The sequence below is a fragment of the Pararhodobacter marinus genome, assembly GCF_003122215.1.
Classification (GTDB): Bacteria; Pseudomonadota; Alphaproteobacteria; order Rhodobacterales; family Rhodobacteraceae; genus Pararhodobacter; species Pararhodobacter marinus.
Window position 1 is genome coordinate 158,140 of record NZ_QEYD01000009.1, and the last position, 25,398, is coordinate 183,537.

General features: G+C 66.3%; 24 protein-coding genes. 6 read left to right on the forward strand and 18 right to left on the reverse strand.

Annotated features, from left to right (window positions below):
• Positions 1 to 111 precede the first annotated feature (111 nt).
• The 6 genes from C4N9_RS15320 to C4N9_RS15345 all read right to left on the reverse strand — a co-directional run bounded on the left by C4N9_RS15320 (position 112) and on the right by C4N9_RS15345 (position 7,131).
• On the reverse strand, positions 112 to 2,109 hold the full coding sequence (locus C4N9_RS15320; RefSeq protein ID WP_210404052.1) for an acetoacetate--CoA ligase: 1,998 nt from the start codon (positions 2,107 to 2,109) through the stop codon (positions 112 to 114).
• A complete protein-coding gene (locus tag C4N9_RS15325; protein WP_109534219.1) occupies positions 2,106 to 2,960 on the reverse strand; it encodes an HAD-IIA family hydrolase in 855 nt (284 codons plus the stop codon). The genes C4N9_RS15320 and C4N9_RS15325 overlap by 4 nt, the downstream gene beginning before the upstream one ends.
• On the reverse strand, positions 2,960 to 4,423 hold the full coding sequence (locus tag C4N9_RS15330; protein WP_109534220.1) for a biotin carboxyl carrier protein: 1,464 nt from the start codon (positions 4,421 to 4,423) through the stop codon (positions 2,960 to 2,962). The genes C4N9_RS15325 and C4N9_RS15330 overlap by 1 nt, the downstream gene beginning before the upstream one ends.
• Positions 4,420 to 5,778: an acetyl-CoA carboxylase biotin carboxylase subunit gene (locus C4N9_RS15335; protein ID WP_109534221.1), complete on the reverse strand. Its 1,359-nt coding sequence runs from the start codon at positions 5,776 to 5,778 to the stop codon at positions 4,420 to 4,422. The genes C4N9_RS15330 and C4N9_RS15335 overlap by 4 nt, the downstream gene beginning before the upstream one ends.
• A 4-nt stretch (positions 5,779 to 5,782) precedes the next feature.
• Positions 5,783 to 6,235 (reverse strand): acetyl-CoA carboxylase biotin carboxyl carrier protein, encoded by a 453-nt coding sequence (accB, locus tag C4N9_RS15340; RefSeq protein ID WP_109534222.1) that lies wholly within the window; start codon positions 6,233 to 6,235, stop codon positions 5,783 to 5,785.
• Positions 6,236 to 6,321: 86 nt separating this feature from the next.
• Positions 6,322 to 7,131 carry a helix-turn-helix domain-containing protein gene (locus C4N9_RS15345; RefSeq protein WP_168192249.1) on the reverse strand — a complete coding sequence of 270 codons (810 nt, stop codon included), beginning with the start codon at positions 7,129 to 7,131 and terminating at the stop codon, positions 6,322 to 6,324.
• Positions 7,132 to 7,240: 109 nt separating this feature from the next.
• On the opposite strand from C4N9_RS15345, the gene C4N9_RS15350 reads away from it, so the two are divergent.
• From C4N9_RS15350 to C4N9_RS15365, 5 genes are all read left to right on the forward strand, one after another.
• Positions 7,241 to 7,708, forward strand: a complete 468-nt coding sequence (locus C4N9_RS15350) for a GFA family protein (RefSeq protein ID WP_109534224.1) — start codon at positions 7,241 to 7,243, stop codon at positions 7,706 to 7,708.
• A 576-nt stretch (positions 7,709 to 8,284) separates the two neighbouring features.
• Positions 8,285 to 9,871: an OpgD/OpgG family glucan biosynthesis protein gene (locus C4N9_RS15355; protein ID WP_109534225.1), complete on the forward strand. Its 1,587-nt coding sequence runs from the start codon at positions 8,285 to 8,287 to the stop codon at positions 9,869 to 9,871.
• Positions 9,868 to 10,041 (forward strand): hypothetical protein, encoded by a 174-nt coding sequence (locus C4N9_RS21945; RefSeq protein WP_168192250.1) that lies wholly within the window; start codon positions 9,868 to 9,870, stop codon positions 10,039 to 10,041. Before C4N9_RS15355 ends, C4N9_RS21945 begins: the two co-directional genes overlap by 4 nt.
• Positions 10,042 to 10,052: 11 nt before the next feature.
• Positions 10,053 to 11,846 (forward strand): glucans biosynthesis glucosyltransferase MdoH, encoded by a 1,794-nt coding sequence (gene mdoH / locus C4N9_RS15360; protein ID WP_109534226.1) that lies wholly within the window; start codon positions 10,053 to 10,055, stop codon positions 11,844 to 11,846.
• On the forward strand, positions 11,833 to 13,086 hold the full coding sequence (locus tag C4N9_RS15365) for an OpgC family protein (RefSeq protein ID WP_109534227.1): 1,254 nt from the start codon (positions 11,833 to 11,835) through the stop codon (positions 13,084 to 13,086). Before mdoH ends, C4N9_RS15365 begins: the two co-directional genes overlap by 14 nt.
• A gap of 3 nt (positions 13,087 to 13,089) precedes the next feature.
• On the opposite strand, the gene C4N9_RS15370 is transcribed toward C4N9_RS15365, so the two are convergent.
• Genes C4N9_RS15370 through C4N9_RS15390 form a run of 5 tightly spaced genes read right to left on the reverse strand, consistent with a single transcriptional unit; the run spans position 13,090 to position 17,654 of the window.
• A complete protein-coding gene (locus C4N9_RS15370) occupies positions 13,090 to 13,848 on the reverse strand; it encodes an ABC transporter ATP-binding protein (RefSeq protein WP_109534228.1) in 759 nt (252 codons plus the stop codon).
• On the reverse strand, positions 13,845 to 14,639 hold the full coding sequence (locus tag C4N9_RS15375; protein ID WP_109534229.1) for an ABC transporter ATP-binding protein: 795 nt from the start codon (positions 14,637 to 14,639) through the stop codon (positions 13,845 to 13,847). The genes C4N9_RS15370 and C4N9_RS15375 overlap by 4 nt, the downstream gene beginning before the upstream one ends.
• Positions 14,636 to 15,622: a branched-chain amino acid ABC transporter permease gene (locus C4N9_RS15380; RefSeq protein ID WP_146195175.1), complete on the reverse strand. Its 987-nt coding sequence runs from the start codon at positions 15,620 to 15,622 to the stop codon at positions 14,636 to 14,638. Before C4N9_RS15380 ends, C4N9_RS15375 begins: the two co-directional genes overlap by 4 nt.
• Positions 15,615 to 16,484: a branched-chain amino acid ABC transporter permease gene (locus C4N9_RS15385; RefSeq protein WP_109534231.1), complete on the reverse strand. Its 870-nt coding sequence runs from the start codon at positions 16,482 to 16,484 to the stop codon at positions 15,615 to 15,617. Before C4N9_RS15385 ends, C4N9_RS15380 begins: the two co-directional genes overlap by 8 nt.
• Before the next feature lie 9 nt (positions 16,485 to 16,493).
• Positions 16,494 to 17,654, reverse strand: a complete 1,161-nt coding sequence (locus tag C4N9_RS15390; protein WP_168192251.1) for an ABC transporter substrate-binding protein — start codon at positions 17,652 to 17,654, stop codon at positions 16,494 to 16,496.
• A 218-nt stretch (positions 17,655 to 17,872) separates the two neighbouring features.
• Here C4N9_RS15390 and C4N9_RS15395 point away from each other — a divergent pair, with 218 nt between their 5' ends.
• On the forward strand, positions 17,873 to 18,412 hold the full coding sequence (locus C4N9_RS15395) for a MarR family winged helix-turn-helix transcriptional regulator (RefSeq protein ID WP_109534233.1): 540 nt from the start codon (positions 17,873 to 17,875) through the stop codon (positions 18,410 to 18,412).
• A 12-nt stretch (positions 18,413 to 18,424) separates the two neighbouring features.
• Here C4N9_RS15395 and C4N9_RS15400 read toward each other — a convergent pair whose 3' ends face one another.
• The 7 genes from C4N9_RS15400 to C4N9_RS15430 all read right to left on the reverse strand — a co-directional run bounded on the left by C4N9_RS15400 (position 18,425) and on the right by C4N9_RS15430 (position 25,171).
• Positions 18,425 to 18,913, reverse strand: a complete 489-nt coding sequence (locus C4N9_RS15400; RefSeq protein ID WP_109534234.1) for a GFA family protein — start codon at positions 18,911 to 18,913, stop codon at positions 18,425 to 18,427.
• Positions 18,913 to 19,329, reverse strand: coding sequence for an acyl-CoA thioesterase (locus C4N9_RS15405; RefSeq protein ID WP_210404053.1), 417 nt, complete (start codon positions 19,327 to 19,329; stop codon positions 18,913 to 18,915). The genes C4N9_RS15400 and C4N9_RS15405 overlap by 1 nt, the downstream gene beginning before the upstream one ends.
• Positions 19,329 to 20,750 (reverse strand): phenylacetate--CoA ligase family protein, encoded by a 1,422-nt coding sequence (locus C4N9_RS15410; protein WP_109534235.1) that lies wholly within the window; start codon positions 20,748 to 20,750, stop codon positions 19,329 to 19,331. Before C4N9_RS15410 ends, C4N9_RS15405 begins: the two co-directional genes overlap by 1 nt.
• A gap of 63 nt (positions 20,751 to 20,813) precedes the next feature.
• Positions 20,814 to 22,013, reverse strand: coding sequence for a thiolase family protein (locus C4N9_RS15415; RefSeq protein ID WP_109534236.1), 1,200 nt, complete (start codon positions 22,011 to 22,013; stop codon positions 20,814 to 20,816).
• An 81-nt stretch (positions 22,014 to 22,094) separates the two neighbouring features.
• On the reverse strand, positions 22,095 to 23,549 hold the full coding sequence (locus C4N9_RS15420; RefSeq protein ID WP_109534237.1) for an aminomethyltransferase family protein: 1,455 nt from the start codon (positions 23,547 to 23,549) through the stop codon (positions 22,095 to 22,097).
• A gap of 219 nt (positions 23,550 to 23,768) precedes the next feature.
• Positions 23,769 to 24,125: an Hpt domain-containing protein gene (locus C4N9_RS15425; RefSeq protein ID WP_109534238.1), complete on the reverse strand. Its 357-nt coding sequence runs from the start codon at positions 24,123 to 24,125 to the stop codon at positions 23,769 to 23,771.
• Positions 24,126 to 24,166: 41 nt separating this feature from the next.
• The gene (locus C4N9_RS15430; RefSeq protein WP_109534239.1) at positions 24,167 to 25,171 is read right to left on the reverse strand and encodes a response regulator; all 1,005 of its coding nucleotides are present in this window, start codon (positions 25,169 to 25,171) and stop codon (positions 24,167 to 24,169) included.
• Between the last annotated feature and the right edge of the window lie 227 nt (positions 25,172 to 25,398).

A 25,398-nucleotide genomic window follows, 5' to 3' on the forward strand; every position in this document is an offset into this window, starting at 1 on the left:
GGCGGGCGATGAGCGCGGATTTGAGTATTTGAAGCAGAATGAAAGGGCTAGCGCGCGCGGGGGCGCCGCCGGTGGGGGGCGCCGCCGCTGTGGTCTGTCGGGCGGGGCGCCTCAGGCCGAGACGCGCGCCGCGGCGAAATCGGCGAACCAGTCCAGCGCGGCGGGGTTCTTCGTCGCGTCGCGGCTTGCCACCTTGTCCACCGGCTGACCCAGCAGCAGCTTGCGCACCGGGACCTCCATCTTCTTGCCGGTCAGGGTGGTCGGGATCTCGGGCGCTTCGACGATCTCGTCGGGGACGTGGCGCGGGCTGCGTTCCGAGCGCAGGCGCTTGACGATCTCGGCGCGCTTGGCGTCGTCGAGCGCAGCGCCCGGGTGCATCTGCACGAAAAGCGGCATGTAATAGCCGCCCTTGCCGTCCTCGATGCAGATGATCAGGCTGTCGGCCACGCCCTCGATCCCCTCCATCGTGCGATAGATCTCGGCCGAGCCGATGCGCACGCCGAACCGGTTGAGCGTGGCGTCCGAACGGCCCAGCACGTAGCTGCCGCCCCGCGCGTTGAAGCGCACGCGGTCGCCATGGCGCCAGATGCCGGGATAGGTGTCGAAATAGCTGTCCTCGTAGCGCGCGAAATCCTCGTCGCCCCACAGAAACAGCGGCATCGAGGGCATCGGCTTGCGGATCACCAGCTCGCCCACCTCGTCGATCACGACCTTGCCGTCTTCATCGAAGGCGCAGGCGTCGCAGCCCAGCGCGGGCGCCTGGATCTCGCCGGCGCGCACGGGCAGCAGGATCGTGCCCGCGAGGATGCCGCCGCAAACTTCGGTGCCGCCCGATTGCGTGGTCGCGAACAGGTCTTTCTTCACGCCCTCATGGATCCAGGCGAGGATCTCGGGCGTGGCGGGCGAGCCGGTCAGGAACATGCTTTTCAGCGCCGAGAGGTCGTAGTCCCTCCCCGGCACGATGCCTTGCTGGCGCACCATCGTCATGAAGGTGGGCGAGACGCCGAAATGGCTGACCCTGGTGGCTTCGATGATCCGCCAGAGCGCGCCCGCATCGGGGTAGGTCGGGTGTCCGTCATAGAGCGTGGCCTGCCCGTTCAGAAGCGGGCCGTGCATCAGCGTGTTCCAGACCATCCAGCCGGTGGTGGAATAGCAGAAATACGTGTCGCCAGCGCCCAGATCGAGCCCGAAGGCCGCGTTCTTCAGATGCTCCAGCACGATGCCGTGATGCGAATGCACGATCGGTTTGGGCAGGCCCGTCGTCCCCGAGGAGAACAGCGTCCAGAGTGGGTGGTCCGAGGCGACGCGCTCGAAGGTGAAATCCTCGCGCGCGACCTCGGGCCCGCCAAGCATCGCGTCCCAGTCGATCACCTCGCCGTGGAACTCGGGCGCCTTCGCCGCGCCGGGCAGGTAATCGAGCATCACCAGTGTCGTCGCGCTCGGCAGGTGCGACAGGATCCGGCTCAGATCGCCGGTGCGGTCGAAATCCTTGCCGCCGTAGCGGTAGCCGTTGACCGCGAAGACCAGCTTGGGCTCGATCTGGCTGAAGCGGTCGATCACCGTCTGCGGCCCGAATTCGGGCGCCGCCGTGGCCCAGGTCGCGCCAAGGGACGTGGCGGCCAGCATGGCGATCACGGTTTCGGGGATGTTGGGCATGTAGGCGACGACACGGTCGCCCTTGGTCACGCCCATCTGGCGCAGGCGGGTGGCGAGCTTGCGCACCTGTCCGCCGACCTCGGCCCAGGACATCGCCGCGAGCGGGCGGGTTTCCGAGCAATGATGCAGCATCACGCGGGACGGATCGCCGGTGGCTTCGTGGCGCAGGACCTGTTCGGCGAAGTTCATCCGCGTGCCGGTGAACCAGCGGGTGCGGGGCATGGGGTCGCTGGTGACGACCTCTTGCAAGTCGCCGTCCATCTCGATGCCGAAGAAGTCGCGCACGGCCTGCCAGAACCCGTCAAGATCGGTGACCGACCAGTGATGAAGCGCGGCGTAATCGTCGAAGACATGGCCCCGTTCGGCCAGGAAAGCGAGAAAATCGGTGACGACGGCTTTTGACAGCCGGTCGTCCGATGCTTGCCAGAGAATATCGCCTTCGGTGACCATCATGCCCTCTCCTCGGTCTTTGTCCGCCTCGCGAACCAGGGCTGGTCGGCGAAGCCTTCGAGTGACGCGAGCACCACTTGCGCGCGTTCGTCAGAGGGGTACCCTTTGAACCCGTCGGCGTCCACTACCCCGGTGGTGACGCCGACGCAAAACGCCCCCGCCCTGCGGCCCATGCGGATTTCCAGCTTCGGGTCGTCGCCGACGATGACCATTTCCTCGGGGCGCGCGCCGGTCAGCGCGCTGACGATGTCCAGCCCCGCCGCTTCGGGCTTGCCGAAGACGGTGACGGGCACGCCGGTGGCATTGGTCAGCGCGGCGGCGATGGCGCCCGAAATGCCCAGCAGCTTCTTGCCGCCCGCGCCCGCGAAATAAGGCGCGACCGAGCCCGCATAGGGTTTCGCGCCGTTCCACACGGCCTGCACCACCGCCTCGACCTGCTCGGCGTTGAAATCCTTGCACCAGCCCAGCAGCACGGCATCGACCTTGGGCGCGTCCTTGGTGGGGGCGATGACCTCGATCCCGGCCTCTTCGACGGGGACGGTCGTGCCCTCGGCGCCCATCACCATGAGGCGCGTATAACCCATGGCCCTGAGCGCGCGGGCCGCGACGGCGGCGGGGGTCAGGACGTGACCGGGCTCAAGCACCAGGCCAGCCTCGGCCAGCGCCGGATAATAATGCGCGGGCGGAAAGAAGGTGCCGTTGGTATAGGCCACGACGGGCAGGCCCATCGCCTTGCAATCGGCCAGCGCCTGCACGGCGCCGGGCAGGGCGGTATAGGTGCCCTTTTCCTTGTCCATCAGCGCCAGCGTGCCGTCGATGTCGAAGACCACGGCCTTGATCGGGTGCGTGTGCATCACGGGCTTCCTTTCAGTTCCAGTTTCAGCCCCGGCTTTTCGATCCGGATCGCGCCCAGACCCTTGCGCGCGGTCAGTTCCTTCATCAGATGCAGGACGGGCCGCGATTTGGGGTCATAGCCGCGACGCGCCGGTCCGGCGGCGACCATGGCGTCTACTTGGTCCGCGGGCATGACGGCGCGCAAGAGAAATTCCTCGTCGCTGTAGCCGGAGCCGATCTTCGCGCGCAATTCGTCGAGCGAGCCCATCTGCGGCTCTTCCTCCAGTTCGCGCGCGCGTTTGGTGTCGCGGATCCGCGCCTCGACATGCTTGTCCATCGGCATCGCGGGCTGGCCGAAACGGCCCAGCACATAGCGCGTCACCTCGTCGGGGATGGTCTTGTAGCGCTCGCCCTGCATGACGTTCATCAGCGCCATGGTGCCCACGACCTGCGAAAAGGGCGTGACCATGATCGGATAGCCCAGCTCGGCGCGCACCTGCTCGACCTCGTCCAGAACCTTGGGCAGCAGGTCGAGCCTGCGGATTTCCCCCAGCTGGCGCTTCATCGTGCCCATCATCCCGCCCGGCATCTGGTGGCGGAAATAGGCGCGGTCGAATTCGCCGGGCTGACCATGGACCAGCCCCTCGGCGGCGACCAGCGCCTCGAAATAGGCATCCATCTGCGCGACGGCCTCGTCATCGACATCGACCGAATGCCCCAGATCGCGCAGGTTGCCGATCACGGGGGTGGCCCAAGGCTGCGCGGTGCCGTTAGCTGCGCCTTTGGCCGCCGTGTGCAGGGTCGTGGCGCCCAGCGGGGCGGCTTCGAGATAGCTGAAGGGCGCGAGCCCGATCGTGGTGTGGGAATGGAATTCCAGCGGCACCGCGCCCATCACCGCCTTCAGCGCCGGGATCAGGGTTTTCGCCCGTTCTGGCGTGACCAGCCCGCCGGGGTCTTTCAGATACAGCCGGTCGAATTGCCCGGTCGCGGTCAGCTTGCGCGCGGCTTCGGCGAAATGGGCGTCGTCATGCAGCGGCGACAGGGTGAAGGTCAGCGCTGCGACGATCTGGCTGCCGCCCGCGCGTCGGGTGATGCCCGCCATGTTCAGCATCGCGGGGACGTTGTTCATCGGGTCCATGATGGCGAACCGGCGAATGCCGTTCTTGACCAGCAGCCGGAAGGCGAATTCCATCAGCTCGTCCGAGGCCACTTCCCACGAGATGAAGCGCATTCCCGTCGTGAGGAATTGCAGCGGCGTTGTCGGGCAGGCCTCGGCCATCAGGCGCAGGCGTTCCCACGGGTTTTCCTTCTTGAAGCGCACCGCGACGCCCATATGCGTCGAGGCCAGGAAGTCTATGGCGTGGAAGCCCACGCGCTCCATCACCGGGGCGATCTGCAGCATCATCCCGGTATCGAGACCCGTGGCCCCCCAGTTCGACTGATTGCCGTCGCGCAGCGTCGTGTCGATCAGCTTGATGCTCATGCGTTTTCTCCCGTTCCGGCCAACAACTTGCCGAGGTAGGTGGTATCGACGCCGCCCTTGCGGAACGCGGCATCCGACAGGATCGCGCGATGCAGGGGGACGTTGGTGGTGATGCCGTCCAGCACGCAGACATCGAGTGCGGTGAGCATCCGCGCGATCGCCTCGTCGCGCGTGGCCCCCCAGGTGATCAGCTTGGCCACCATCGAATCGTAATAGGGCGGGATCATCGCGCCGGGCAGCATATGCGTGTCGACGCGCAGACCGGGCAGGGCGGGAAACCATGCCTGCGTGACCCGTCCGGGCGAGGGCCTGAAATCCTGCGCCATGTCCTCGGCGTTCAGCCGGCATTCGACGGCGTGGCCGCTCGGGCGGATATCGTCCTGGGTCAGCGTCAGCGGCTTGCCCTCGGCAATCGCGATCTGCAGGGCGATCAGGTCAAGGCCGGTGATCGCCTCGGTCACCGGATGCTCCACCTGCACCCGTGCATTCATCTCGAGAAAGTAGAATTCCGAACGCTCGACATCGACCAGAAACTCGACCGTCCCCAGCGAGCGATAACCGATATGGCGCGCATAGCGCACGGCCGCGTCCAGCAGGCCCCGCCGCAGTTCGGGGGGCAGATGGGGCGCGGGCGCTTCCTCGACCACCTTCTGGTAACGGCGCTGGACCGAGCAGTCGCGCTCGCCCGCGTGAAGGATCGTGTCGCCGTCCGACAGGATCTGCACTTCGACATGGCGGCCCACGGTGACGAAGCGTTCCAGATAGACGCGCGAATCGCCAAAGGCCGCTTCGGCCTCGGCCATGGCCATGTCCAGCTGGGCGGGCAGCGATGTCGCGTCGTCGACGCGCTTCATCCCCTTGCCGCCGCCCCCCGCGACCGCCTTGATGAGCAGCGGAAAGCCCACCTTGTCGGCCAGCACCGTCGCGTCGTCGAGCGTCTCGACCGTGCCGCCCGGCACCACCGGCACCCGCGCCGCGACCGCGTGAGAGCGCGCGGTCAGCTTGTCGCCCACCGCCGACAGGTTGTCGGGCGACGGGCCGATGAAGATCAGGCCCTCATCGGCGCAGGCCTGCGCCAGGTCGCGATTTTCCGACAGGAAGCCATAGCCCGGGTGCACGGCGTCGCAGCCGGTGCCCCTCGCGGCCTCGATCACCGTGCCCACGCGCAGATAGCTGTCCTTCGAGGGCGCCGGTCCCAGCACCACCGCGCGCGTGGCCAGTTTCGCGCCCAGAGATTCGGTATCGGCCGCCGAGACGCCCAGCACCGTTTCCAGTCCAAGGGCGCGCGCGGTGCGGATGATGCGCACGGCGATTTCGCCGCGATTGGCGATGAAGATACGCTTGATGTCCGGCATGGGATCAGGCCGGGCGGACGCGGATCAGGCACTGGCCATGCTCGACCAGCTCGCCATTGGGCGCGGCAATTTCCGTCACCGTGCCGGCGATGCCCGCCTCGACCGAGTTCATCAGTTTCATGACCTCGATGATGCCGATCACCGTGTCGGCCTGTACCGTGTCGCCCGGCTTGACGAAGGGAGCGGCGCCGGGGCGGGGGGCGTGCCAGAAGGTGCCCAGCAGCGGGGCCGGAACCTCGGTCCCGCCGCTCTCGGGCGCGATGGGCGCCGCCACCGGCTCGGACGTTTTCGCGGCTGCGGGCGCGGGTGCAGGGGCGGCCACCGGCGCGGACGGGTTCGCCCCCCGGCGCCGCAATTCCAGCTTCAGATCGCCCATCTCAAGCTTCAGTTCATCGAATTCCGATCCGTCGACCAGCTTCAGGATCTCGTCGATATCGGCGCGTGTCAGCTCTGCCATAGGCTCCTCCCGTTTGACCGGAAGACTAGAGGCGAGGCGGCTTCGACGACAATCTGGCGGCGCCGAAGGTTTCACATGGTGAAACCCTAAGGCCGTTTGGCCAACAGGTCGGCCACCGCCTCGGCCGCCTCGCGGACGGGCCCCGCGAACCGCGCGGCTCCGCTCTCGCGCCCGTGGACCCGGCGGCTCCAGGTGATGTTCAGCGTCCCGGGCACATGGCTGCCCAGCAGGATCGGCACCGCCAGCGATTCCCGCCCGTCATCGGCCTGCGCGCGGCCCCGGTCGAAATCGCCCCCGAAATCGGGGTCGCGCAGCCCGTAGCCCTGCGCTTCGGTCTCGCGCATCAGATGGGCGATGTAATCGGGATTGCGCGCCTTGGCGTCGCCCGCGTGTTCCGAGCGTCTGAGCGTCTCGAGGATCGCTTCGCGCACAGGCGGCTCGCAAAACGTCACGAAGGCCCGCCCCGAGGCCGAGCGCAGCATGTTCACCCGGAACCCGACCGGGCCCAGCGGGATCTGGTCGAAATAGGCGCGCGAGGCGTTGGTCTCGATCACCTCCATATGCGTGAGCCGCGGCACGGCCAGGACCGAGGGCCACCGGATCCGGTCCGACAGACGCTCAAGCAGCGGCGAGGCGGTTTCGACCAGCGCAAGCTCGCGGTCCATGCGGCCGGCCTGCTCGACCAGCGAATAGGACGGCACATAGGCGTCGTCGGCCATCCGCTGCCAGACCATGCCCCGCTCGCGCAGGGTTTTCAGGATGCGCAGGATCGTCGCCTTGGGCAGGCCGGTCTGCTGGTGCAGCGCGTGCAGGGTCAGCGCGCCCGAGCTTTGCAAAAGCTGCAGCACGTCGAGCCCGCGCGCGAGGGCCCGGATGGTCTTGACGGCGTCGGCCATGTTTATCCCTGCCGGTTGCCGCGGCAGGCTAGGGCGCGCCCGATGCGCTGACAAGCGTCTTGCCCGGTCGCGGGATGAGGGGCAGGTTACGCCAAGGGGAGGATTGGTCATGGACGCATTTCACGACGGCGGTTGCGCCTGTGGCGCCGTGCGGTACCGCGTGCACGGCACACCGGAAAAGGCAGCGATCTGCCATTGTCGCTATTGCCAGCTGCGCACCGGCTCGGCTTTCGGCGTCTCGGTCTATTTCCGTGACGAGGCGGTCGAGATGCTCTCGGGCGAGCTGAAGGATTACAGCTTCCGCACGGAATCGGATCGCCGCTTCACCCAGCGCTTCTGCCCTGAATGCGGAACCACCCTTGTTTGGTCGCTCGAGGTATTCCCCGGCCTGACCGGCATCGCCGGCGGCACCTTCGATCCGCCGACCTTCTGGTACGATATCCGGCGCGAGGTCTATGCCCGGTCGCGCGCGCCCTTCCTTGCGCCCAACGACGCCATCGCGTCCTTCGACACGTCGAACAGCCATAATCCCGTCCTGGTCGAGAAGCCCTCGCGCGTGGGCGGGAAAGGGCAATAGCGGGGCGGAGCGCGGATGCGGGCGGGGCCGGTCGCCCGGCGGGACTGGCCCGCTTTTCCTGCGCAACTTCAAACGGTAAGCCAAGCGTTGCCAGTCGCCGCCACGGGCGCTTGATGGGGTCTTGCGCAGAACGCGGCGGCAGCATAATTCATCATCGTTGGTCGCGCGTTCCGCCCGGTCAGCTGCCGCGCGCAGGCCAGCAGACGCTGTCCGCGCCTCCGGTCACGACGCAGATCTTTTCTTCGGGGCCTTCCATGCCGTCTGCCATTCCGTGTCCTTTCCGACTCTCCGCTGATGCCCTCATGCCGGGCGGATCCTGCCTGCGCAGCAAGAAGGCGGAACGCATCGCGGCGCCTTAATTCGCAGCGGAATATGAACGCGACGCAAGGAAACAGAGCGTGAACCGGATTCCCGCTTGGCGGGATTTCGCCACGCGGAACTCAACAGCTCTTTCCTTTTGCATCTGCAAAACCATGATCAACCCCGGTCAGTGAACTTTTACGGAGTCCCGGATTGAAGCCCTTGTCTGAAGCCGCTTTGGCGGCGCCGCTTCGGTTGCAAAACAGCCGCCGTCAAATGCTTGCCGGACTGGCCGGAACGGTTGCGTCTCTGGCGATGCTGCGCGCGGCGCCGGCGCTGTCTCAGGAAACTCCGGACACCGAATCGCCAGCGCCTGAGTCGCAGGCCCCGGCACCCCAAGCGCAGGCTTTTTCCTTCGACTGGCTGACCGACCGGGTGCGCGAGGCCAGCCTGGTGGAACCCGCGCCTGCCGAACAGGTCGAGGGTTTCCTGTCCGACCTGACCTATGACCGCTACCAGATGATCCAGTTCCGCACCGACCACACGCGCTGGTCCGATCCCGGCCAGCGGATGCGGTTGCAGGCGTTCCATCTGGGCTGGCTGTTCCGCGAGCCGGTGCATGTCTACGAGATCGTCGACGGCACGGCGCAGCCCCTGGATTTCTCGACCGCCGATTTCGAATACCGGGGCGAGCTGGCGGACGAAGTCCCCGCCGATGCGCAGCTTCCGGGCGTGGCGGGCTTCCGCCTGCTGGCCGCGCTGAACCGCGCCGACCATTTCGACGAGGTGATCTCTTTCCTGGGCGCCAGCTATTTCCGGGCGCTGGGGCGGGGCAATGTCTATGGCCTGTCCGCGCGCGGGCTGGCGGTGAATACCGGTCTGTCCGACAGCGAGGAATTCCCGCGCTTCATCGATTTCTGGCTCGAGCGTCCGGCATCGGACAATGCGCCGATGACGGTCTATGCACGGCTTGAAAGCCGGTCGGTCACCGGCGCCTATCGCTTCGTCATCACCCCCGGCGACACGACCGAGGTCGAGGTGACGGCGCGCATCTTCCTGCGCAGCGATATCCGCCAGCTGGGCGTGGCGCCGCTGACCTCGATGTTCATGTTCGGCGGTGCCGATCCCGACGAAACGCAGGATTTCCGTCCCGCCGTCCATGACAGCGAATACCTCGTGCTGAACATGCGCAGCGGGGAAACCAATGTGCGCGCGCTGAACAACCCGCCGCGGCTGGCCTCGTCCTATATGGGCGTGCAGTCGCCGCAATCCTTCGGTCTGGTGCAGCGCAGCCGGTCATTCGAGGATTATCTCGATGCCGAAGCGCATTACGAACGCCGCCCCTCGTTGATCGTCGAGCCGATCGGCGACTGGGGGCAGGGGACCATCCGGCTGATCGAGATCCCCTCGGCCTTCGAGGGCAACGACAACATCGTCGCCTATTGGGTGCCCGACCGGCCGACGCGCCGCGGCGACTCCTTCGAGGTGGGCTATCGCCTGCTCTGGGGCGGCGAGCCGAGGGGCGCGGCCAATCCCGAACTTGCACAGGTCTTGCGCACCCGTGCCGGAATCGCGGGCGTCGCGGGCGCCGAAATCGATCCGAACATGCGCAAATTCGTCATTGATTTCAAAGGCGGGCTTCTGTCGGAACTTTCCGCCGAGTCCGACGTTCAGCCCGAGGTCAGTACCGGACGCGGCGAATTGGTCGGCACGGTGCTCAGCAAGATCAGCGGAAGCGATACCTGGCGGCTGGTGCTGGAAGTCAGGGCGGATCCCGGCTCGGTCGTGGAACTGCGCGCGGTGTTGAAGGGTTATGACAGGACGCTTTCCGAGACGTGGCTGTACCAATGGGTGCGAGAATGAAACCGGAACTTGAACTGACATCGCAATCGGATCTCGACATCGTCGAGGCCGCGCACTGGCTGCCGCCGCAGGCGCCGATGGAGATGCCCGAGCAACAGCTCGAGCGTCCGCGCGTCCGGCTGGGTGGCCGGCGGTTCTTGCCCTCTCTCATCTTTCGTCAGCGCGTCTGAGGCAGCGGTTCATGCGCAAACCGCTTGCCCCGGATACCCGCACCGTCGTGGTGCGCAGCCTTGCGATCACCCTGTCGGTGGTCGCGGCACTGTCGGCGACGGTCCTGCTGGCCGAAGCAGCGATCCAGGACGGGCTGGATGCATGGGACGTGGTTCGCTCGGCGCTGATCTTCATCACCACGGCCTGGCTGGCCTGGGGCGCGTCGCTGGCCTTCACGGGCCTTCCGGGCCGTGCCCTGCGCGCGCAGGACGAAGCGCCGCGCGCCCCGCAACCGCCGACCGTGGTCCTGGTGCCGATCTGCAACGAAGACCCGGTCGCCACCTTCGCCCGCATCGCCGCGATGGACAGCTCGAGCCGCGCAGCCGGTATCCGGGCCGATTTCGCCATCCTGTCGGATACCCGCGACGAGGCCGCCGCGCTGAAAGAGCGCCACGCCTATGTCCGGCTGCTGGAGGAAACCGGCGGGCAGGGGCGGATCTTCTACCGGCGCCGCAGCTCGAACCGGGGGCGCAAGGCGGGCAATATCGAGGAATTCATCCGCACGTCCGGCGGCGCTTACGAGTTTGCCGTCATTCTTGACGCCGACAGTCTGATGGAAGGCGCGACGATCCGCACGATGATCGCGCGGATGCAGGCCGACCCCCGGCTGGGCCTCTTGCAGACGCTGCCGCGCGTGATCGGTTCGCGTTCGCTGTTCGGGCGGGCGATGCAATTCGCCGCCGCGTTCCACGGCCCGGTCTTTACCCGCGGCCTTGCGCGGATGCAGGGGCATACCGGTCCGTTCTGGGGCCACAACGCCATCGTCCGCGTGCGGGCTTTCGCTGAAAGCTGTGCGCTGCCGGAACTGACCGGACGGCCCCCGTTCGGCGGCCATATCCTGAGCCACGATTATGTCGAGGCCGCGCTTCTGGCCCGCGCCGGCTGGTCGGTGCGCGTCGACGGGGCTATCGAAGGCTCGTACGAGGAAGGCCCCGACAACCTGCTCGCCTATGCCCGCCGCGACCGCCGCTGGTGTCAGGGCAACCTGCAGCACATGCGTCTTCTGACCGCGCCCGGCCTGTCGGCGTGGAGCCGGTTCGTCTTCGTGCAGGGCATTTTCGCCTATCTGGTGTCTCTGCTCTGGGGTGGGTTCATGCTGGCCTCGATCGCCGCTACGCTGAATGCGCCCGCGCCCGACTACTTCCCCGAACCCCATGCGCTGTTCCCGGTCTTTCCCTCGGACCGCTCGAAAGAGATCACGGCGCTGGTCTTCGGCATCGCCGGGCTTCTGGTCCTCCCCAAGGTGGCGATCTGGACCGGGGCGGCGCTGTCCGGCCGCGACCGGGGGTTCGGCGGGACGCTGAAAGCCGGGCTGTCGGTTTTGACCGAGATCGCCCTCAGCTCGGTCATCGCGCCCGTCATGCTGATGTATCAGAGCCGCTCGGTGTTGCAGGTCCTGTCGGGCCGCGACGGCGGCTGGCCCGCCAATCAGCGCGGCGAGGGTCGGCTGCGCTGGCGCGACGGGGTGCAGGCGGGGCTGTGGATCTCGGCGGTGGGCGCGGTCACGCTGCTGGTCGCATCGAGCGTGGCGCCCGACCTGGCGCCGTGGCTGTTGCCCGTCTGCCTGCCGATGCTGGCCGCGCCCGCGCTGATCACGCTGACCTCGCGCCGTCTGGGCCGCAGCCTGTTCGACATCCCCGAAGAGCGCGACATGCCCGACATCGTGCGGCTCTACACCGTGACGCATGCGTCGTGGCAGAACGGCGCACAAGGCAAAGCCCGGCAAGCGACGCCTGAAACCGGGGTCGCCGATGTCGCCCTCTGACACCAAGCTGGTCCGGTTTCCGGGCGCTGCCCCGGCCCGTCGCCCGCGCGATCCGCGCATCGATGCGTTTCGCGGCGTGGCACTGGTGATGATCTTCGTCGATCACGTGCCGGGAAACCCCTACGAGACGCTGACGCTGCGCAACTGGGGCTTCTCGGATGCGGCGGAATCCTTCTTCGTGATGTCGGGTATCGCCGCCGGGCTGGCCTATAGCGGGCGCTTCACCGGCGAGAACCGCGCGCGCAATGGATGGTGGGCGGCGGTCAAGCCGATGTGGATGCGCGCATGGACGCTTTATCAGGCGCAGATCCTGCTGACCCTCTGGGCCATCGCGATTTTCGCGGCGGGGGCGATCCTGTTCAACCTTCCCGAGCTGCTTGAGAAGATCAACCTGCGGCAGGTTTTCGGTAACACCGCCGAGGCGCTGATCGGTATCCCGCTGATGACGCATCAGCTGGGCTATGTGAACATCCTGCCCGCCTATGCAGTGCTGCTGTTCTTCGCCCCCCTCGCGATGCTGCTGGGACATTGGCGGCCCTGGGCGCTGGCGGCGGCGTCGGTGGGGCTGTGGTTCGCGGCGGGCTGGTGGCGGCTCAACCTGCCCAATTTTCCCAATCCGGGCGGATGGTTCTTCAACCCGGTGGCATGGCAGCTGGTCTTCTTGGTGGGGCTGCTGATCGGCATGGCGCTGCGGCGCGAACAGCGCTTCGTCCCGAAAAGCCGCGTTCTTCTGGCTTTGACGGCGGGGTATCTGCTGCTGGTCGTGGCGTGGAAATACATCCCCGCTCTCGGCGCGTTCATGAACCATCAGATGGCGCGGCTGGGCGGGCTTGGCGTGCCGTTTCATATCGTTTCGCATGACAAGACCTTCCTGTCGCTGCCCCGCCTGCTGCATGTTCTGTCGATGGTCTATGTGCTGTCCTATTTCGACGTCGTGCGCCGCCTGACCGCGATGGGCTGGGCCGCGCCGTTGCGGCTGATGGGGCGGCAGGGGCTTCTGGTCTTCTCGGCGGGAACCGCGATGTCGCTCGCCTTTCAGGTCGTGATGGACGGCTATGGCGACCCGGTGTGGATGGCGTGGGTGCTGCCCCCACTCGGCATCGCGCTGAGCATTGCCGTTGCGGCGCTGGCCGAATGGCAGGCGCGCCTGCCCGGCAAGGCACAGGCCGCGCAAGCCGCCGAGCCCGCACCACCACCCGGCCGCGACTGGATGCGCGCGCAGCAGACGCCCGCCGAGTAAGGTTCAAACCGTCCCGAGATAGGCCTTGATCACCCCGGGATCGTTGAGCACAGCCTCGGGCGCGCCATCGGCCAGCGAACGCCCGTAATCGAGCACATGGATCCGGTCGGCAAGGTCGGCGACCATCTGCATGTCATGCTCGATCCAGATCATCGCGATGCCCAGCTCCGCCTTGGTCTTCAGGATGTAATAGGCCAGATCCTCGCGCTCTTCGCGGGTCAGCCCGGCCGAGGGTTCGTCAAGCAGCAACAGCGACGGACCCAGCGCCAGCGCGCGGGCGAAACCGACGAGCTTCTGCGTGCCATAGGGCAGGTCGGTGACGGGCGTGTCGGCCAGTGCCGTCAGGTCGCACAGATCGAGGATCCGGGCGATCTGCGCGCGATGCTCGCGCTCCTGTCGTCGCGCGCCGGGCAGGCCCAGCATTTCGGACAAGGGATTCGAGCGGATCGCCAGATGCCGCGCGGCCATCAGGTTGTCGGCGACATTGAGCCGCGCGAAGACCTCGCCGTGCTGGAAGGTGCGCGCGATGCCGAGGGCGGCCACCTCATGCGGCTTCTTGCCGATGATGTCCTGCCCGCGAAAGCGCACCGCGCCCGTCGGCCGGTAAAGCCCGCTGATGCAGTTGAACACCGTCGTCTTGCCCGCCCCATTGGGGCCGATCAGCGCCAGAAGCTCGCCCTCGTTCACCGAGAGCGACACCTCGTTGAGGACCTGCAGACCGCCGAAGGACAGCGAGATCTTGTCGACCACCAGTTCGCTCATGCCTTCAGCTCCTTGTCGCGCGCCATTGCCAGATCGCGGTAGCTGCGCCGCCCCTCGCTGCCGGTGCCCAGATAGGCGTTGCGCACGGCGTCATTCGATTCCAGCTCGGCTGAACTGCCGCTGAGCACCACCCCGCCATGCTCCATCACGAAGGCCCGTTCAGCCAGACGGAAGGCCACGGCGGCGCTTTGCTCGACCAGCAGGATGGTCAGGCCCAGATCGGTGCGGATGGATTTCAGATGCTCGACGATCTCTTCCACGATCACCGGCGCCAGACCCAGCGACAGCTCGTCGATCAGCATCAGCCGGGGCGCGCAGACGATGGCGCTGCCCAGGGCCAGCATCTGCCGCTCGCCGCCCGACAGAAGCCCCGCCTCGCGTTTTTTCAGCGCGCCGAGACGCGGGAAATGGGTATAGACCAGATCCTGCAGCCGCGCGCGCTCGGCCCCGTCGCTGCGCGACGAGACGACCTCGAGATTCTCGTGCACGCTGAGATTGGGAAAGACCTTGTCGCGCTCGGGCACAAGGGCGATTCCCTGCCGGGTGATCTGATAGGGCGGGCGGCGGGCCAGTTCGGTTCCGTCGAAGCGGATGCTGCCCTGTGTCACGCGCGCATTGTCCAGCCCGATGAAGCCCGAGATCGCGCGCAGCGTCGTGGTCTTGCCTGCGCCGTTCGCGCCGAGGATGGCGACGATCTGCCCCGAATCCACGCTGAGCGACACGCCGGTCAGCGCCGTGATCGCCCGCTGATACGAGACATGCAGGTTCTCGACCGTCAGAAGCGTGCTCATCGCGTTCCCCTCTTGCCGCCGATGCGCCGCAGGATGCCGACCAGCCCGCCCGGTTCGAACACCAGAAAGGCGATCATGATCAGCCCGAAAGCCGCGTAGTTCATGGCGAAGATTGACCCGGCCAGACCGCCGCTTGACGGCAGAACGCCGCTTGCGGCTTCGATGGCATGGGGCAGGATGGTCACGAAAGCCGCGCCCAGCACCGCGCCCAGCAGGCTGCCCATGCCGCCGATGATGATCATCGCGACATACTGGATGGTGACGAAAAGCGAGAACGCCTCGATCGACACGAAGCCGCGGTAATAGGCGAACAGCGCACCCGCCATCGCGGTGATGGCCGAGCTGATGACGAAGGCCCATAGCTTGGTGCGCGCCACGTTGATGCCCAGAGCCGCCGCGACCGGCTCGGTGTCGTGGATCGCCGCCCAGGCCCGCCCGGTGCGCGAGCGTAAAAGGTTGCGCGCCAGCAGCCAGACCAGCACCGCGACCACCAGCAGAACGGGGTACCACGCGACCGGGTCCCAGAATTCAAAGCCGAAGACGACGGGCGGGTCGATCAGGATGCCCGTGGAAAAGCCGCGCCGCGTTTCGTATTCGCCGCCGACATAGACCACGAGGAAATGCAGCGCCAGGGTACTGACGGCCAGATAGATGCCGCGCAGCCTGAGCGAGGGCAGGCCGAAGATCACGCCCAGAAGCGCGCCGGTCAGCGCGGCGGCGGGGATGCCGATCCAGAAAGGCGCCGCGATCTCCTGCGCGAGGATCCCGGCGGTGAAGGCCCCCGCCGCCAAGAGCCCCGCGTGGCCCAGCGAGATCTGCCCGGCAAAGCCCGTGAGCAGCATCAGCGCGATGGCGCCGATCGTGGCCAGCAGGATCTGGTTGGCGATGTCGAGCGTCGCGCCCGAGGCAAGGAAGGGCAGCGCGATCAGGGCCGCGATGGCGACCAGCGCCGTCACGACGCGCATAGGGGACAGGTCAGACACGGTCCAGCGCCTCCCGCGTGCCGAAAAGGCCCCAGGGCCGCACGACCAGCATCACGATCAGGATCAGGAAGGGTACCACATCGGCCAGCAGCGGGTTGACGTACTGGATCAGCAGCACCTCGGCCGCGGCCACGATCAGCGAGCCGATCAGCGCCCCCAGCAGGCTGTCGAGCCCGCCCACCAGCGCCGCCGGGAAGGCCTTGAGCCCGATCATGATCAGCGTCTGGTCCAGCCCTGCATCCAGCGAGATCAGCATCCCCGCGACCGACCCCGTGAACATCGCGATGGCCCAGACCATGGCATAGATGCCGTGCAGGTTGATGCCGCGCTGCGCGGCCAAGAGCGGGTTCTGCCCCGCCGCCCGCATCCGCAGCCCCCAGCGGCTGAGCCGCAGGAAGGCGAAGAGCGAGGCGTAGACCAGCGCCGTCACGATCACCAGGATCAGCGACAGGCTGGAGATCCGCGCGCCGGGCAGGACCTGCACCGAGCTGGAATGAATGCCCAGCGGGACCGCCGGGTATTGATGCGCGGCCGAGAAGAAGATGACGATCAGCCCGCGCAACAGGATGCCCAGAGCGATCGTCGTCAGGATCGCCGCCAGCACCGATTCGCCGGTCATCCGCCGCATCAGCAGCAGGTAGACCAGCGCCCCCATCGTCAGGCTGAGGATGGCCGCGACCGGAATCGCGACCATCGGGTTCGAGGTGAAGCTGGCCGTCATGAGAAGCAGATACGCCCCCACCATCATCAGCTCGCCATGGGCAAGGTTCAGAACGCGGCTGACGCGGTAGATCAGGACGTAGCCGCAGGAAATCAGCGCGTAGATCGCGCTCAGGACGATGATATTGGCAACCAGCTGCATGGGACGTCCTTATTCGACGGTATAGGCGGCCCAGTCCTGGACCACGTCGATTGCGCCTTCATCGGCATTCCAGCGGTAGACGCGGTAATATTGCGTCGCGCGGAAATGGTTCTCGGGCGTCCATTCGATGGGACCGCCGCGCAGGCCCTGCGTATCGACGTTCAGATTCTCCATCGCGGCGTTGACGGCCTCGGCATCCGCGGGCCAGCCCGCCGATTGAAGCGCCGCGTCGATCACCAGACCGGCGATCCAGCCCTCGGCCATCTGGTCGGGGGCATAGGTCGCGCCCGCCGCTTCGGCCGCTGCGCGGATTTCCTGGTGGACCGGCAGATCCTCGGCGAAGAGCGAATTGGCACCGATGGCGTAGAAGCCTTCATCCTGCAGACGCGCGAGTTCGCCTTCGGCTTCCAGATGGGCCCAGGCGATGTATTCGCCCTCCCAGCCCAGACGGCGCAGGGCTTCGAAGGTGCGCACTTCGGTCACCCAGGGCGCCCAGGAATAGACCCAGTCCGCTCCCGCCTGGCTGATCGTCGTGGCGAAGGGCGTGTAATCGGCGGTGGGCGGCGGCACGATGGTCGGCGCCTGCGGGCGCATCCCGCGCTCGGTGGCGAGCCCCTCGGCGGCTTCGATCTCGCCGCGCGACAGCGGGATCGCCATGGCCGACAGGCCCAGCGAGATATCGGTGCCCGCCTGCGCCTCGATGAAGTCCAGCGTGGCCTGGCTGTCATAGCGCGCGGCGAAAGCGGTGGTGCAGAACAGAAGCGGCTCGGCCGGCGGATAGACCTCGGCCGGGCAGGCCGAAGCGGCAAAGAGCAGCGGCACCCCGGCGCGGCGGGCGTCGGCCATCATCGGCGCATAGGTCGAGGACAGGCTGGCATTGATCATCAACACCACCTCTTCCTGGCCCAGCAGGCGGCGCGAATTGGTGGCGCCGCGCGACGGCTCGCCGCTGTCGTCAAGCACGATCAGCTCGACCGGGTGGCCGTCGATGCCGCCGCCCTCGTTCAGGCGGTTGATATACAGCTGAAGCCCCTCGATGGCGGGCGCGTAGCTGCCGGCAACGGGGCCGGTGAGCGCGCCGCTCAGACCGATGCGATAGGCGTCTTGTGCGCCGGCTGCCGTACCCAAAAGGCCGGCCGCCGCCGCAAGGGCGATGGTCCGCGAAATCATGGTGTCCTCCCCTGGACGGTTTCCTCCCCGGACTGCTTTCGCAGCCGGTCCATGGAAAACCATGGACAGCGACAGGTTGTCATAGCAATATTTGCTATGTCAACGCTTTTGATGCGGTGACGGCCGTCCCTGCGACGATGGCTTGCGCTGCAATGCGGCAGTGGTCTTCGCGGCGATGCGCCAGTAAAAGGGGGACGTGACCTGAGGAGAGAGACGCCATGACCCGCGATGCGGCCCGCGCGGCACCGAGCGACCTGAGCAACGGATCGAACCTGCCCGCGCTGGACCGCGACGGGCATTCCGTTCTGGATCTCGACGGCTATATTCCGTTCCTGATCAGCGCCGTCGGCAACAAGTGGTCGCGCAGTTCATCGAACCTGTACCTGAAGGAATTCGGCATCGGCGTGACCGAGTGGCGGATGCTGGCGATGCTGGCGATCGAGCCGCGCATCACCGCCTACCGGATGTGTCAGGTCATCGGCCTGGACAAGGCCGCGGCCAGCCGGGGACTGAAGGCGATGGAAGCGCGCGGCCTCGTGCGCAGCTGGCAGGAAGACCCGCAGAATCACCGCAAGCTGATCGAGCTGACGGACGAGGGCTGGGCGCTGCATGATCGCATCATCGTCGTCGCAAGGCGGCGCGAGGCGCTGATGCTGGCCGATCTCAGCCGCGACGAGGTCGCCACGCTCGCCGCACTGCTGCGCCGGATGCACAAGCGTATCCCCGACCTCTTGGCCATCGACAGCGAGGATTTCTGAGGCACCGGCCCGCTACTGTCCGCTGATGCGGGGTGCATCCAGACAAAGCGGCGCGATGCGCGCGCCCTCGGGCGTCGACAGATCCCCGCCATAGACCCGCGCGCCTTCGGGCATCACCGTCCAGTCTGCCGCCTGATCGGCGAAGATGTAATGCGTCCGCGCCGGGCTGCGGTCGAAGCCGTTCGGGTCGTCCAGCGTGCCGGCGTAGATCCCGACCAAGTCGGGCCAGCGCTGAAACTCCAGCCACAGTTTCGTGCCGCAACGCTGACAGAAACGGATCTGCACGATGTGGCCGCTGCCCTCGGACAGGTGGTCATAGGTGGCGGGTTGCCCCTGAACCAGCCGGAACCGCGCCCGTTTGTAAAGCGCATCGACCAGATAGGCGCCGCCGGTCGCGCGCTGGCAGAAGCGGCAGTGGCAGACCGTCACGGTGGACGGCTGCCCCTGTGCCTCGTAGACCACATCGCCGCACAGGCAGCGCCCCTGATGCGGCTCGCTCATCAGCCTTCGCCCTTGAAGCGCGCGACCAGCTCGGCCGGGATCGGCGCCGACTTGATGCCGCGTTCGGGGTCCTTGACGGTCCAGACGCGGGTTTCGAACCCTTCGACGCAAAGCTTGCCGTTCAGGGTCAGCGTGTGGCGGATGTCGAAACTGCGGTCCTTCACCTCGGCGATCTCGGTGGTGATCTCGACATCGTCGCCATAGCGGCAGGGCGCCTTGAACACCGCGCGGGTATCGACCAGCGGGCAGCCCGCCGCGTCGAAGCGCTTCAGCATTTCCTGCTTGGGCCAGCCCGCGGCTTCGTACAGCATGGTCGTGCCGTGGTCGAACCAGCGGAAGAATTGCGGATTGAAGACGATGCCGGCGGGGTCGCAATCGCCCCATTCGACACGGCGGCTCAGAGTGGATTTCAGCATCAGCCCTTGTTCCTCAGGTCGTTCACGCGCTTGGCTTTCATCTCGGTCTTGGGCAGCGTGTCGGGCGCCAGAACCTCGACCGCGCAGCGGATCTCGCAGCGTGAGCGGATTTCCCTGGCGACCGCCTCGCCCGCCGAGGGATCGGTGTGCTCGACCAGCACCGTCATCACATCAAGCCCGTCTTCCTGCGTCACCAGCTTGATCTGGAACTCGTCGCCGGTGCCGCGCACGGCGCGCACGGCTTCCTCGATCTGCACCGGGAAGAACTTGATGCCGCGCAGGTTGATCAGGTCGTCCGAGCGCCCGGTCATGCAGCCCATGGCGCGGACGTGGTTGCGGCCACAGGCGCAGGGCTCGGTCGACAGGCGGGTGTAATCCCCCACCAGAAACCGCAGCTGCGCCGAGCTTTCGCTGTTGAGATTGGTGCAGACGGTGAGGCCCCTTTCGCCTTCGCCCACCGGCTTCAATTGCGTCGGGTCGACGGTTTCCCAGACCTGGATATCTTCCATCAGGTGGATGAAATTCTCGTCCCCCTCCTGGTATTCCGGGCAGGAATAGCCGCCGCAATGGGGCGAGACCTCGGTGCAGCCGTAGAATTCCAGCGACTTCGCGCCCCACAGGTCCTGCAACCGCTCCAGCGTGCCCGCGACGCCCGAAAACGGCTCGCCGCCCGTCACCAGCCACTTGACCGACGACGCGGCCGGATCGAGGCCCATATCCTGCATCACCCGGCCCAGATACAGCGCGTAGGACGGCGTGCAGACCAGAACCGTGGGTTTGAAACGGTCGATATGATGGACCCGCGCCTTGCCGTCCATGCCGCCGCCGGGAATGACCGGCAGTTCCATCTTGGCCAGCGTGTATTGCACCCCCCAGGCAAAGACATGGGGGCCGAAACCCACCATCGGGAAGGCGACATCGCCCTTGCGCAGCCCGCCGGAAAAAAGAGCCCTGGCATTGGCCTGCTCCCAGAACCGGCGGTCGAAATGGGTGTAGCGGAAGACGCGCGGCACGCCGGTCGAGCCCGAGGACGAGAAATGCATCCAGCCGCGATCGGCCCATTCCGCCTGTCCGCAGGTGGTGTAGGTGCCATAGGGCGGATGCGCGACCGCGTCCTCCATCATCTCCTGCTTGGTGACGACGGGCCAGTTCGCGACCAGGCTGTCCACGTCGCGAAGATCGGTCGGCGCCACGCCCAGCCTGTCGAAGCGGCGGCGGTAGAAATCGCTGTTCTCGTAGAGAAACGGCGCCACGGCAGCGATCTTCTCATCCTGCACGGCGCGGATCCTGTCGCGCGACCAGGTGTCCTTGTCGGACCAGTATTGCGCGTTCAGAGGCGTGCTGCGGTCCTCGTCGTACTTTTCGAGCACCGCTTTCCACGCTGCGCGGGTCTCCTCGGCCCGCTTGGGTTCTTGTGCCATCTTTCCCTCCCTCGATGCCGCCCGCCAGCCTCTGCCGGGCGCGTGTTGCGCGTCAAGGACCGCTCAGCGGACCTCGATAATCACCGCCATGCCGCTATCCCCCGCGGCACAGCCCTGAAACAGACCATAGCCGCCCCCGCGCAGTTCCAGCTCTTCGATCATCTCGATGATGGCGCGCAGCCCGGTCGGGCCCTGCGGATGGCCCCAGATCAGTGACGAGCCGAAATTGTTCATGCTCTTCCAGTCGAGCTGAAAGGCGCGGGCAAAGGCGATGTCGTTCACCGCGAAAGGGTTGTGCGACTTGATGACGTCGATCTGCGTCATCTCCAGCCCCGCGCGCTGGAGCGCCTGTTTCGCCGCAAGGATCGGTGCGGCGGGCATGAAAGCCGGGTCTTCGCGTCCCGATCCGGTCGCCAGCACCCTGACCAGCGGCCCGTCTCTGACCGGCGACAGGTCGCGGGCGCGCTCGGCGGTCTTCGTCATCACCAGCGCGGCGTTGCCGTCGGCGGGATGGGTCTGCCCGGCATAGGTCACAGTGCCGCCCGGACGCATGGGTTTCAGGCCCGCCATCTTGTCGGCGCTGGTCGGATAGACGCCTTCGTCGCCCCTGAGCGTCGTGACGGTCTTGCGGAACTTCGCGTCGGGAACGTCGAAGCTGTCAGCCATGAAGCGCTTCTGAAACGCCCGGTCATCGGCCAGAGCCGCCTGGTATTGTTCGTGACGGTACAGCGCCACGTCGTGTTGTTCCTCGGTCGTGATGCCGAATTTCCGCGCGACATTCTCGGCCGTGTCGACCATCGCGCATTTCGCGAAGGGATCGTCCATGAAATTGTCGAACATCACGTTCTCGGTGACGCCGGCACCGCCGGGCGCGTGGGGCGCCGGGTAATAGACCTGCGCCGCGTTCGAGGTCCGGTCGCCCGACATTAGAAGCGCGACCTCGCTGTTGCCCGCCGCCATCTCGCCCACGCCCGTCGCGACCAGCCGCGCGCCGGTGGCGCAGACCTGATTGACGGTCGGGCCGGGCAGATGCTCGATGCCCATCATCGCCGTGACCCAGGGCAGGCCGTAGAACGCGTGATGCTGGATCATCGTGATGCCAAGCGCGGCGAAGTCGAAGACGCCGGGGTCGATATTCCGCCGCGCCAGTTCGGATTTCGCGGTGTGGGCCAGGAATTCCATCGAATGCAGATGCGAGAGCGACCCCTGCCAGCGGGCGAAGGGTGTCGACCAATAGGCCCCGTAAGGGATGTAGGTGTGCATGGCTTCTCCTCTTGCGTCAGGAGCCGACCGACCGGCCTTCTGGCGATAGCCCCGGCGCCGGGAGCGCCGGGGCCTTGCCGGTCACACGTCCTGAAGCGAGCCGCGCTTGATACCGATATCCGAGCGGTAGCTCTGCGCCGCGCGGCTGATCGGGCTGGGCGCGACGGTGGCGCGGATCTTCACCTGCTTGTGCGGCTCGATATTGCCCGCGCTGCGGCTGCCGCCGCCATCCTCGCCCCAATACAGCACGACCTCGGTGCCCGGCTCGGCGAAATCGGCATCGACCGAGGCCAGCGACATCATCGCGCGCTCGTTCTCGGTATAGCCGGGATAGGTGGCCAGACCGATCATGTTGCCGTCCTTGTCCGTCACCTTGTCGTAGTGCATCCGGCCAATCGCGGCCAAGGGCAGGGTGATCGGCAGCGGCTTGTCCTTGGCCTCGCCGCCCTCGAACTGCGCCTGCATTACCGACAGCACGTCATCGGCGTTCCAGACCAGCGTCACCTTCCGGCGATGCGGCTTGTCGGCCATCGCTTCCAGCGCCTCGCGGCCGATGAAATCGTGGTCAAACTTGATGATATGGCCGTAATTCACGTCATAGGGCGTGACGTAGTAATCCTCGATGTTTTCGCTATAGAGGCTGCCGCCCAGCGACATCCGCATCGCCGCGTTCTTGGCCGAGCACCAGTCGCGATAGGGTTTCGTGCCCTGACCGGTATAAACGCCCGAGACCGGAACGGCCCACCAGCCGCTCTCGATCACGGTGGTGAAATAGGCGATCGAGCCGACCATGCGCAGGCCGTATTTCTTGCCCGCCTTCTGCAACAGCCGCTTCACGTCCTTGTACTCGGCCCAGGGACCCGAGATTTCCAGCCCCGGCATCCCGCCCATCGAATGGCGCATCCCGCGCGCCTTGTGCGGGCCCATGTTGATCTCGGCCGATTTGAAGAACTTGATTTCGGGCAGCGGGCCGCCGTTCAGCTCTTCCAGCAGCTCCCAGGCCTTCGGGCCTTCGACCTGGAAGCGGTAGAATTCGCGCTTCTTGGCCTTGTTGAGCGTCCACATCGGGTCCAGCTCGGTCGTGACGTCATAGGAAAGCGTCTGGGCGTTGAACTCGACCCATTCGGTCGTCGCGGGGTTGCCCACGACCATGTAATCGTCCTCGTCCATGCGGTAGAGGATCGCGTCGCCGATCAGGTAGCCTTCGGGCGAACAGCAGACGAGCTGCTTGGCCGCGCCGATGCCGAAATTCTTGAAGCTGTTGACCGACAGGTATTGCGTGAAGGCCAGCGCATCCTTGCCGCGCACATGCAGCGACTGCATGTGATAGCTCTGGTCGTGCACGGCGATGGTGTTCCGCCACGCCCATTGCTCGTCGCGCCATGTGGTGAATTCGGGCCGCACGCCGTCGCCGGGCATCATCTGGCTGTAGATGGTCAGCGCCGCCTTGGGGGCATTGCTGAACAGATGGTCGGTGATGTTGGGCACGGTTTCCATCAGGTCGCTGAGCGACTGGGCCTTGTCCTGAGCATTCATTGTGTCTCTCCTCCACGGGTCACGAACGCGTCCTGAGCCGGGAAACGAGAGCCGACCGGAATGCGTTGCCATGACAACGGTTCAGGGATGACGGATCGACGTTGTTATGTCAACGGTTAACTTGACGCGCAAAGGAAAGCCCCCGCCGAAGGGGCGGGGGCCGGGGTCTTGCCTGTCTGTAGGAAAAGAAAAGCCGCCGCTTTTTCAGCGCGGTCTTTGTCAGCGCAAGCGTCGGGGCGTCGCTTCGGCGCGCGTCGCCCTGAGCAGCATGTCGCGCAGCTTTCGGACCGGTGTCAGGTGGCGATGCGAATCGCAAGTCTCGGCGTCGCAGCCGGTCATCAGCGTATCCACCTGCGCGGCATGGGCGCCGATCTCGCCCCAGCCGAAGGATTCCGCCGTGCCTGCCAGCCGGTGCGCCACGAACCGGATCTCATCCAGGGCCGCATCATTGGGCCCGGTGCGGGCCTGCTCGTCCAGTGCCGCGCTCAGGCGCTCGGAGAAATCCGTCATGGTCGACACGTAGCGCGGCCTAAGGCGGTCGATTGCCGCGTTCAGCTGTTGCTGCGATTCGTCCATCGTTTCCGGTCCATTCCCAACCACAATTCTTGCATTCGTGTTCACGCGATGCTCCAGCGACTGTCATTCGCCGGGATCGCCCGCGGCCGGTCCACGTGGTGGTGCACCGACGCGAAGGCCACGTCGAGCGACCTGTCGACAGCGCCATGCGAGAACAGAACGCCGATCCGTTGCGGCGTTCCGCCCTGAAACGCGGTCGTCGTGCAGTCGAAGCTGCCGGGGAACCCGGCATTCCACAGCGCCAGACTGGCCTTGCGGGCGATATCGGCGCCGTCGAGGCCCGTCACGCTTTCCAGTTCGGCGATGAAACACCCTTCGCCGGCATAGGCGATCAGCGCGTCGGGATGCCCGATCGCCTGTTTCAGCTTGCGCGTGGCCAGCGTCAGCAGCGCACGGAATTCCCGCGCCGAGAGACGGCCATAGGCATGATTCAGTCCGTCCAGCCGGAACGCGACCAGCGCCGTCGAGAACAGGCGCGAGCGCGACAGCTGCTTGAGGTAATTCTTCATCGCCACGTAGTCGATCACGCCGGGAATGCCCTCGATCACGATGGCTTCGTCAAAGCCGACGCTTTGCCGGGCAGGGCCATTGGCAGAGGCGCTGCCGGTCTCGCGGGTCGCGGCGATCAGGCGCTCTGCCATTTGCGCGCGCGACCGCAGCTCGGCCATGTCGAACGGCTTGGTGATGTAATCTATGGCCCCGGCGGCAAAGGCATCCCGGATGAACGCGCGTTCAGAGCGCGCCGTCACCATGATGGCCGGGGTTTCGCGATACTGCTCGTGGCTCTTGATCCAGCTGCACAGCTCGATCCCGGAGCCGCCCGGCATCTCGATATCGAGAAAGAAGCAATCGTAGGGACGCGTGCGGCGGGTGATCGCCTCCATCGCCTCTGCGGCGCTGTTGACGGATTCGACCTTATAATTGCCGAACGCGCCGAGCCCGGCCTTCAGCAACTCGCAGGCGATCTCATCGTCATCGACCACCAGCATGGTCAATGAGGCGGGCTGCCAGTCCGAATCGGAATCGTACCTGTTTCTCGGTTGCATCGCGCCGGTTTCTCCTTCGCTGAACCCAATGTGGTCGGCGAATGTGGCGCAAGTTTGGCGTGTTTTTAGTAATGTTTAGTTCAACTGAGGGGGCTTTCGGGCCCGTGGCGACGCCTCTCGGCGTGTGTGTGCAGGACTCGTGCGCCGGCGCGCCGGGAGCCGGATTTTTCCATCGGATCCAGAGTTTAGCCACATTCTTGGCCGAGAATATATGTCGAATCATGGTG

Excerpts from the sequence above, each read along its gene's own strand:
- C4N9_RS15320 (WP_210404052.1), bottom strand. The coding sequence starts at position 2,109 with ATGATGGTCACCGAAGGCGATATTCTCTGGCAAGCATCGGACGACCGG.
- C4N9_RS15325 (WP_109534219.1), bottom strand. The coding sequence starts at position 2,960 with ATGCACACGCACCCGATCAAGGCCGTGGTCTTCGACATCGACGGCACG.
- C4N9_RS15330 (WP_109534220.1), bottom strand. The coding sequence starts at position 4,423 with ATGAGCATCAAGCTGATCGACACGACGCTGCGCGACGGCAATCAGTCG.
- C4N9_RS15335 (WP_109534221.1), bottom strand. The coding sequence starts at position 5,778 with ATGCCGGACATCAAGCGTATCTTCATCGCCAATCGCGGCGAAATCGCC.
- accB (WP_109534222.1), bottom strand. The coding sequence starts at position 6,235 with ATGGCAGAGCTGACACGCGCCGATATCGACGAGATCCTGAAGCTGGTC.
- C4N9_RS15345 (WP_168192249.1), bottom strand. The coding sequence starts at position 7,131 with ATGGCCGACGCCGTCAAGACCATCCGGGCCCTCGCGCGCGGGCTCGAC.
- C4N9_RS15350 (WP_109534224.1), top strand. The coding sequence starts at position 7,241 with ATGGACGCATTTCACGACGGCGGTTGCGCCTGTGGCGCCGTGCGGTAC.
- C4N9_RS15355 (WP_109534225.1), top strand. The coding sequence starts at position 8,285 with ATGCTTGCCGGACTGGCCGGAACGGTTGCGTCTCTGGCGATGCTGCGC.
- C4N9_RS21945 (WP_168192250.1), top strand. The coding sequence starts at position 9,868 with ATGAAACCGGAACTTGAACTGACATCGCAATCGGATCTCGACATCGTC.
- mdoH (WP_109534226.1), top strand. The coding sequence starts at position 10,053 with ATGCGCAAACCGCTTGCCCCGGATACCCGCACCGTCGTGGTGCGCAGC.
- C4N9_RS15365 (WP_109534227.1), top strand. The coding sequence starts at position 11,833 with ATGTCGCCCTCTGACACCAAGCTGGTCCGGTTTCCGGGCGCTGCCCCG.
- C4N9_RS15370 (WP_109534228.1), bottom strand. The coding sequence starts at position 13,848 with ATGAGCGAACTGGTGGTCGACAAGATCTCGCTGTCCTTCGGCGGTCTG.
- C4N9_RS15375 (WP_109534229.1), bottom strand. The coding sequence starts at position 14,639 with ATGAGCACGCTTCTGACGGTCGAGAACCTGCATGTCTCGTATCAGCGG.
- C4N9_RS15385 (WP_109534231.1), bottom strand. The coding sequence starts at position 16,484 with ATGCAGCTGGTTGCCAATATCATCGTCCTGAGCGCGATCTACGCGCTG.
- C4N9_RS15390 (WP_168192251.1), bottom strand. The coding sequence starts at position 17,654 with ATGATTTCGCGGACCATCGCCCTTGCGGCGGCGGCCGGCCTTTTGGGT.
- C4N9_RS15395 (WP_109534233.1), top strand. The coding sequence starts at position 17,873 with ATGACCCGCGATGCGGCCCGCGCGGCACCGAGCGACCTGAGCAACGGA.
- C4N9_RS15400 (WP_109534234.1), bottom strand. The coding sequence starts at position 18,913 with ATGAGCGAGCCGCATCAGGGGCGCTGCCTGTGCGGCGATGTGGTCTAC.
- C4N9_RS15405 (WP_210404053.1), bottom strand. The coding sequence starts at position 19,329 with ATGCTGAAATCCACTCTGAGCCGCCGTGTCGAATGGGGCGATTGCGAC.
- C4N9_RS15410 (WP_109534235.1), bottom strand. The coding sequence starts at position 20,750 with ATGGCACAAGAACCCAAGCGGGCCGAGGAGACCCGCGCAGCGTGGAAA.
- C4N9_RS15415 (WP_109534236.1), bottom strand. The coding sequence starts at position 22,013 with ATGCACACCTACATCCCTTACGGGGCCTATTGGTCGACACCCTTCGCC.
- C4N9_RS15420 (WP_109534237.1), bottom strand. The coding sequence starts at position 23,549 with ATGAATGCTCAGGACAAGGCCCAGTCGCTCAGCGACCTGATGGAAACC.
- C4N9_RS15425 (WP_109534238.1), bottom strand. The coding sequence starts at position 24,125 with ATGGACGAATCGCAGCAACAGCTGAACGCGGCAATCGACCGCCTTAGG.
- C4N9_RS15430 (WP_109534239.1), bottom strand. The coding sequence starts at position 25,171 with ATGCAACCGAGAAACAGGTACGATTCCGATTCGGACTGGCAGCCCGCC.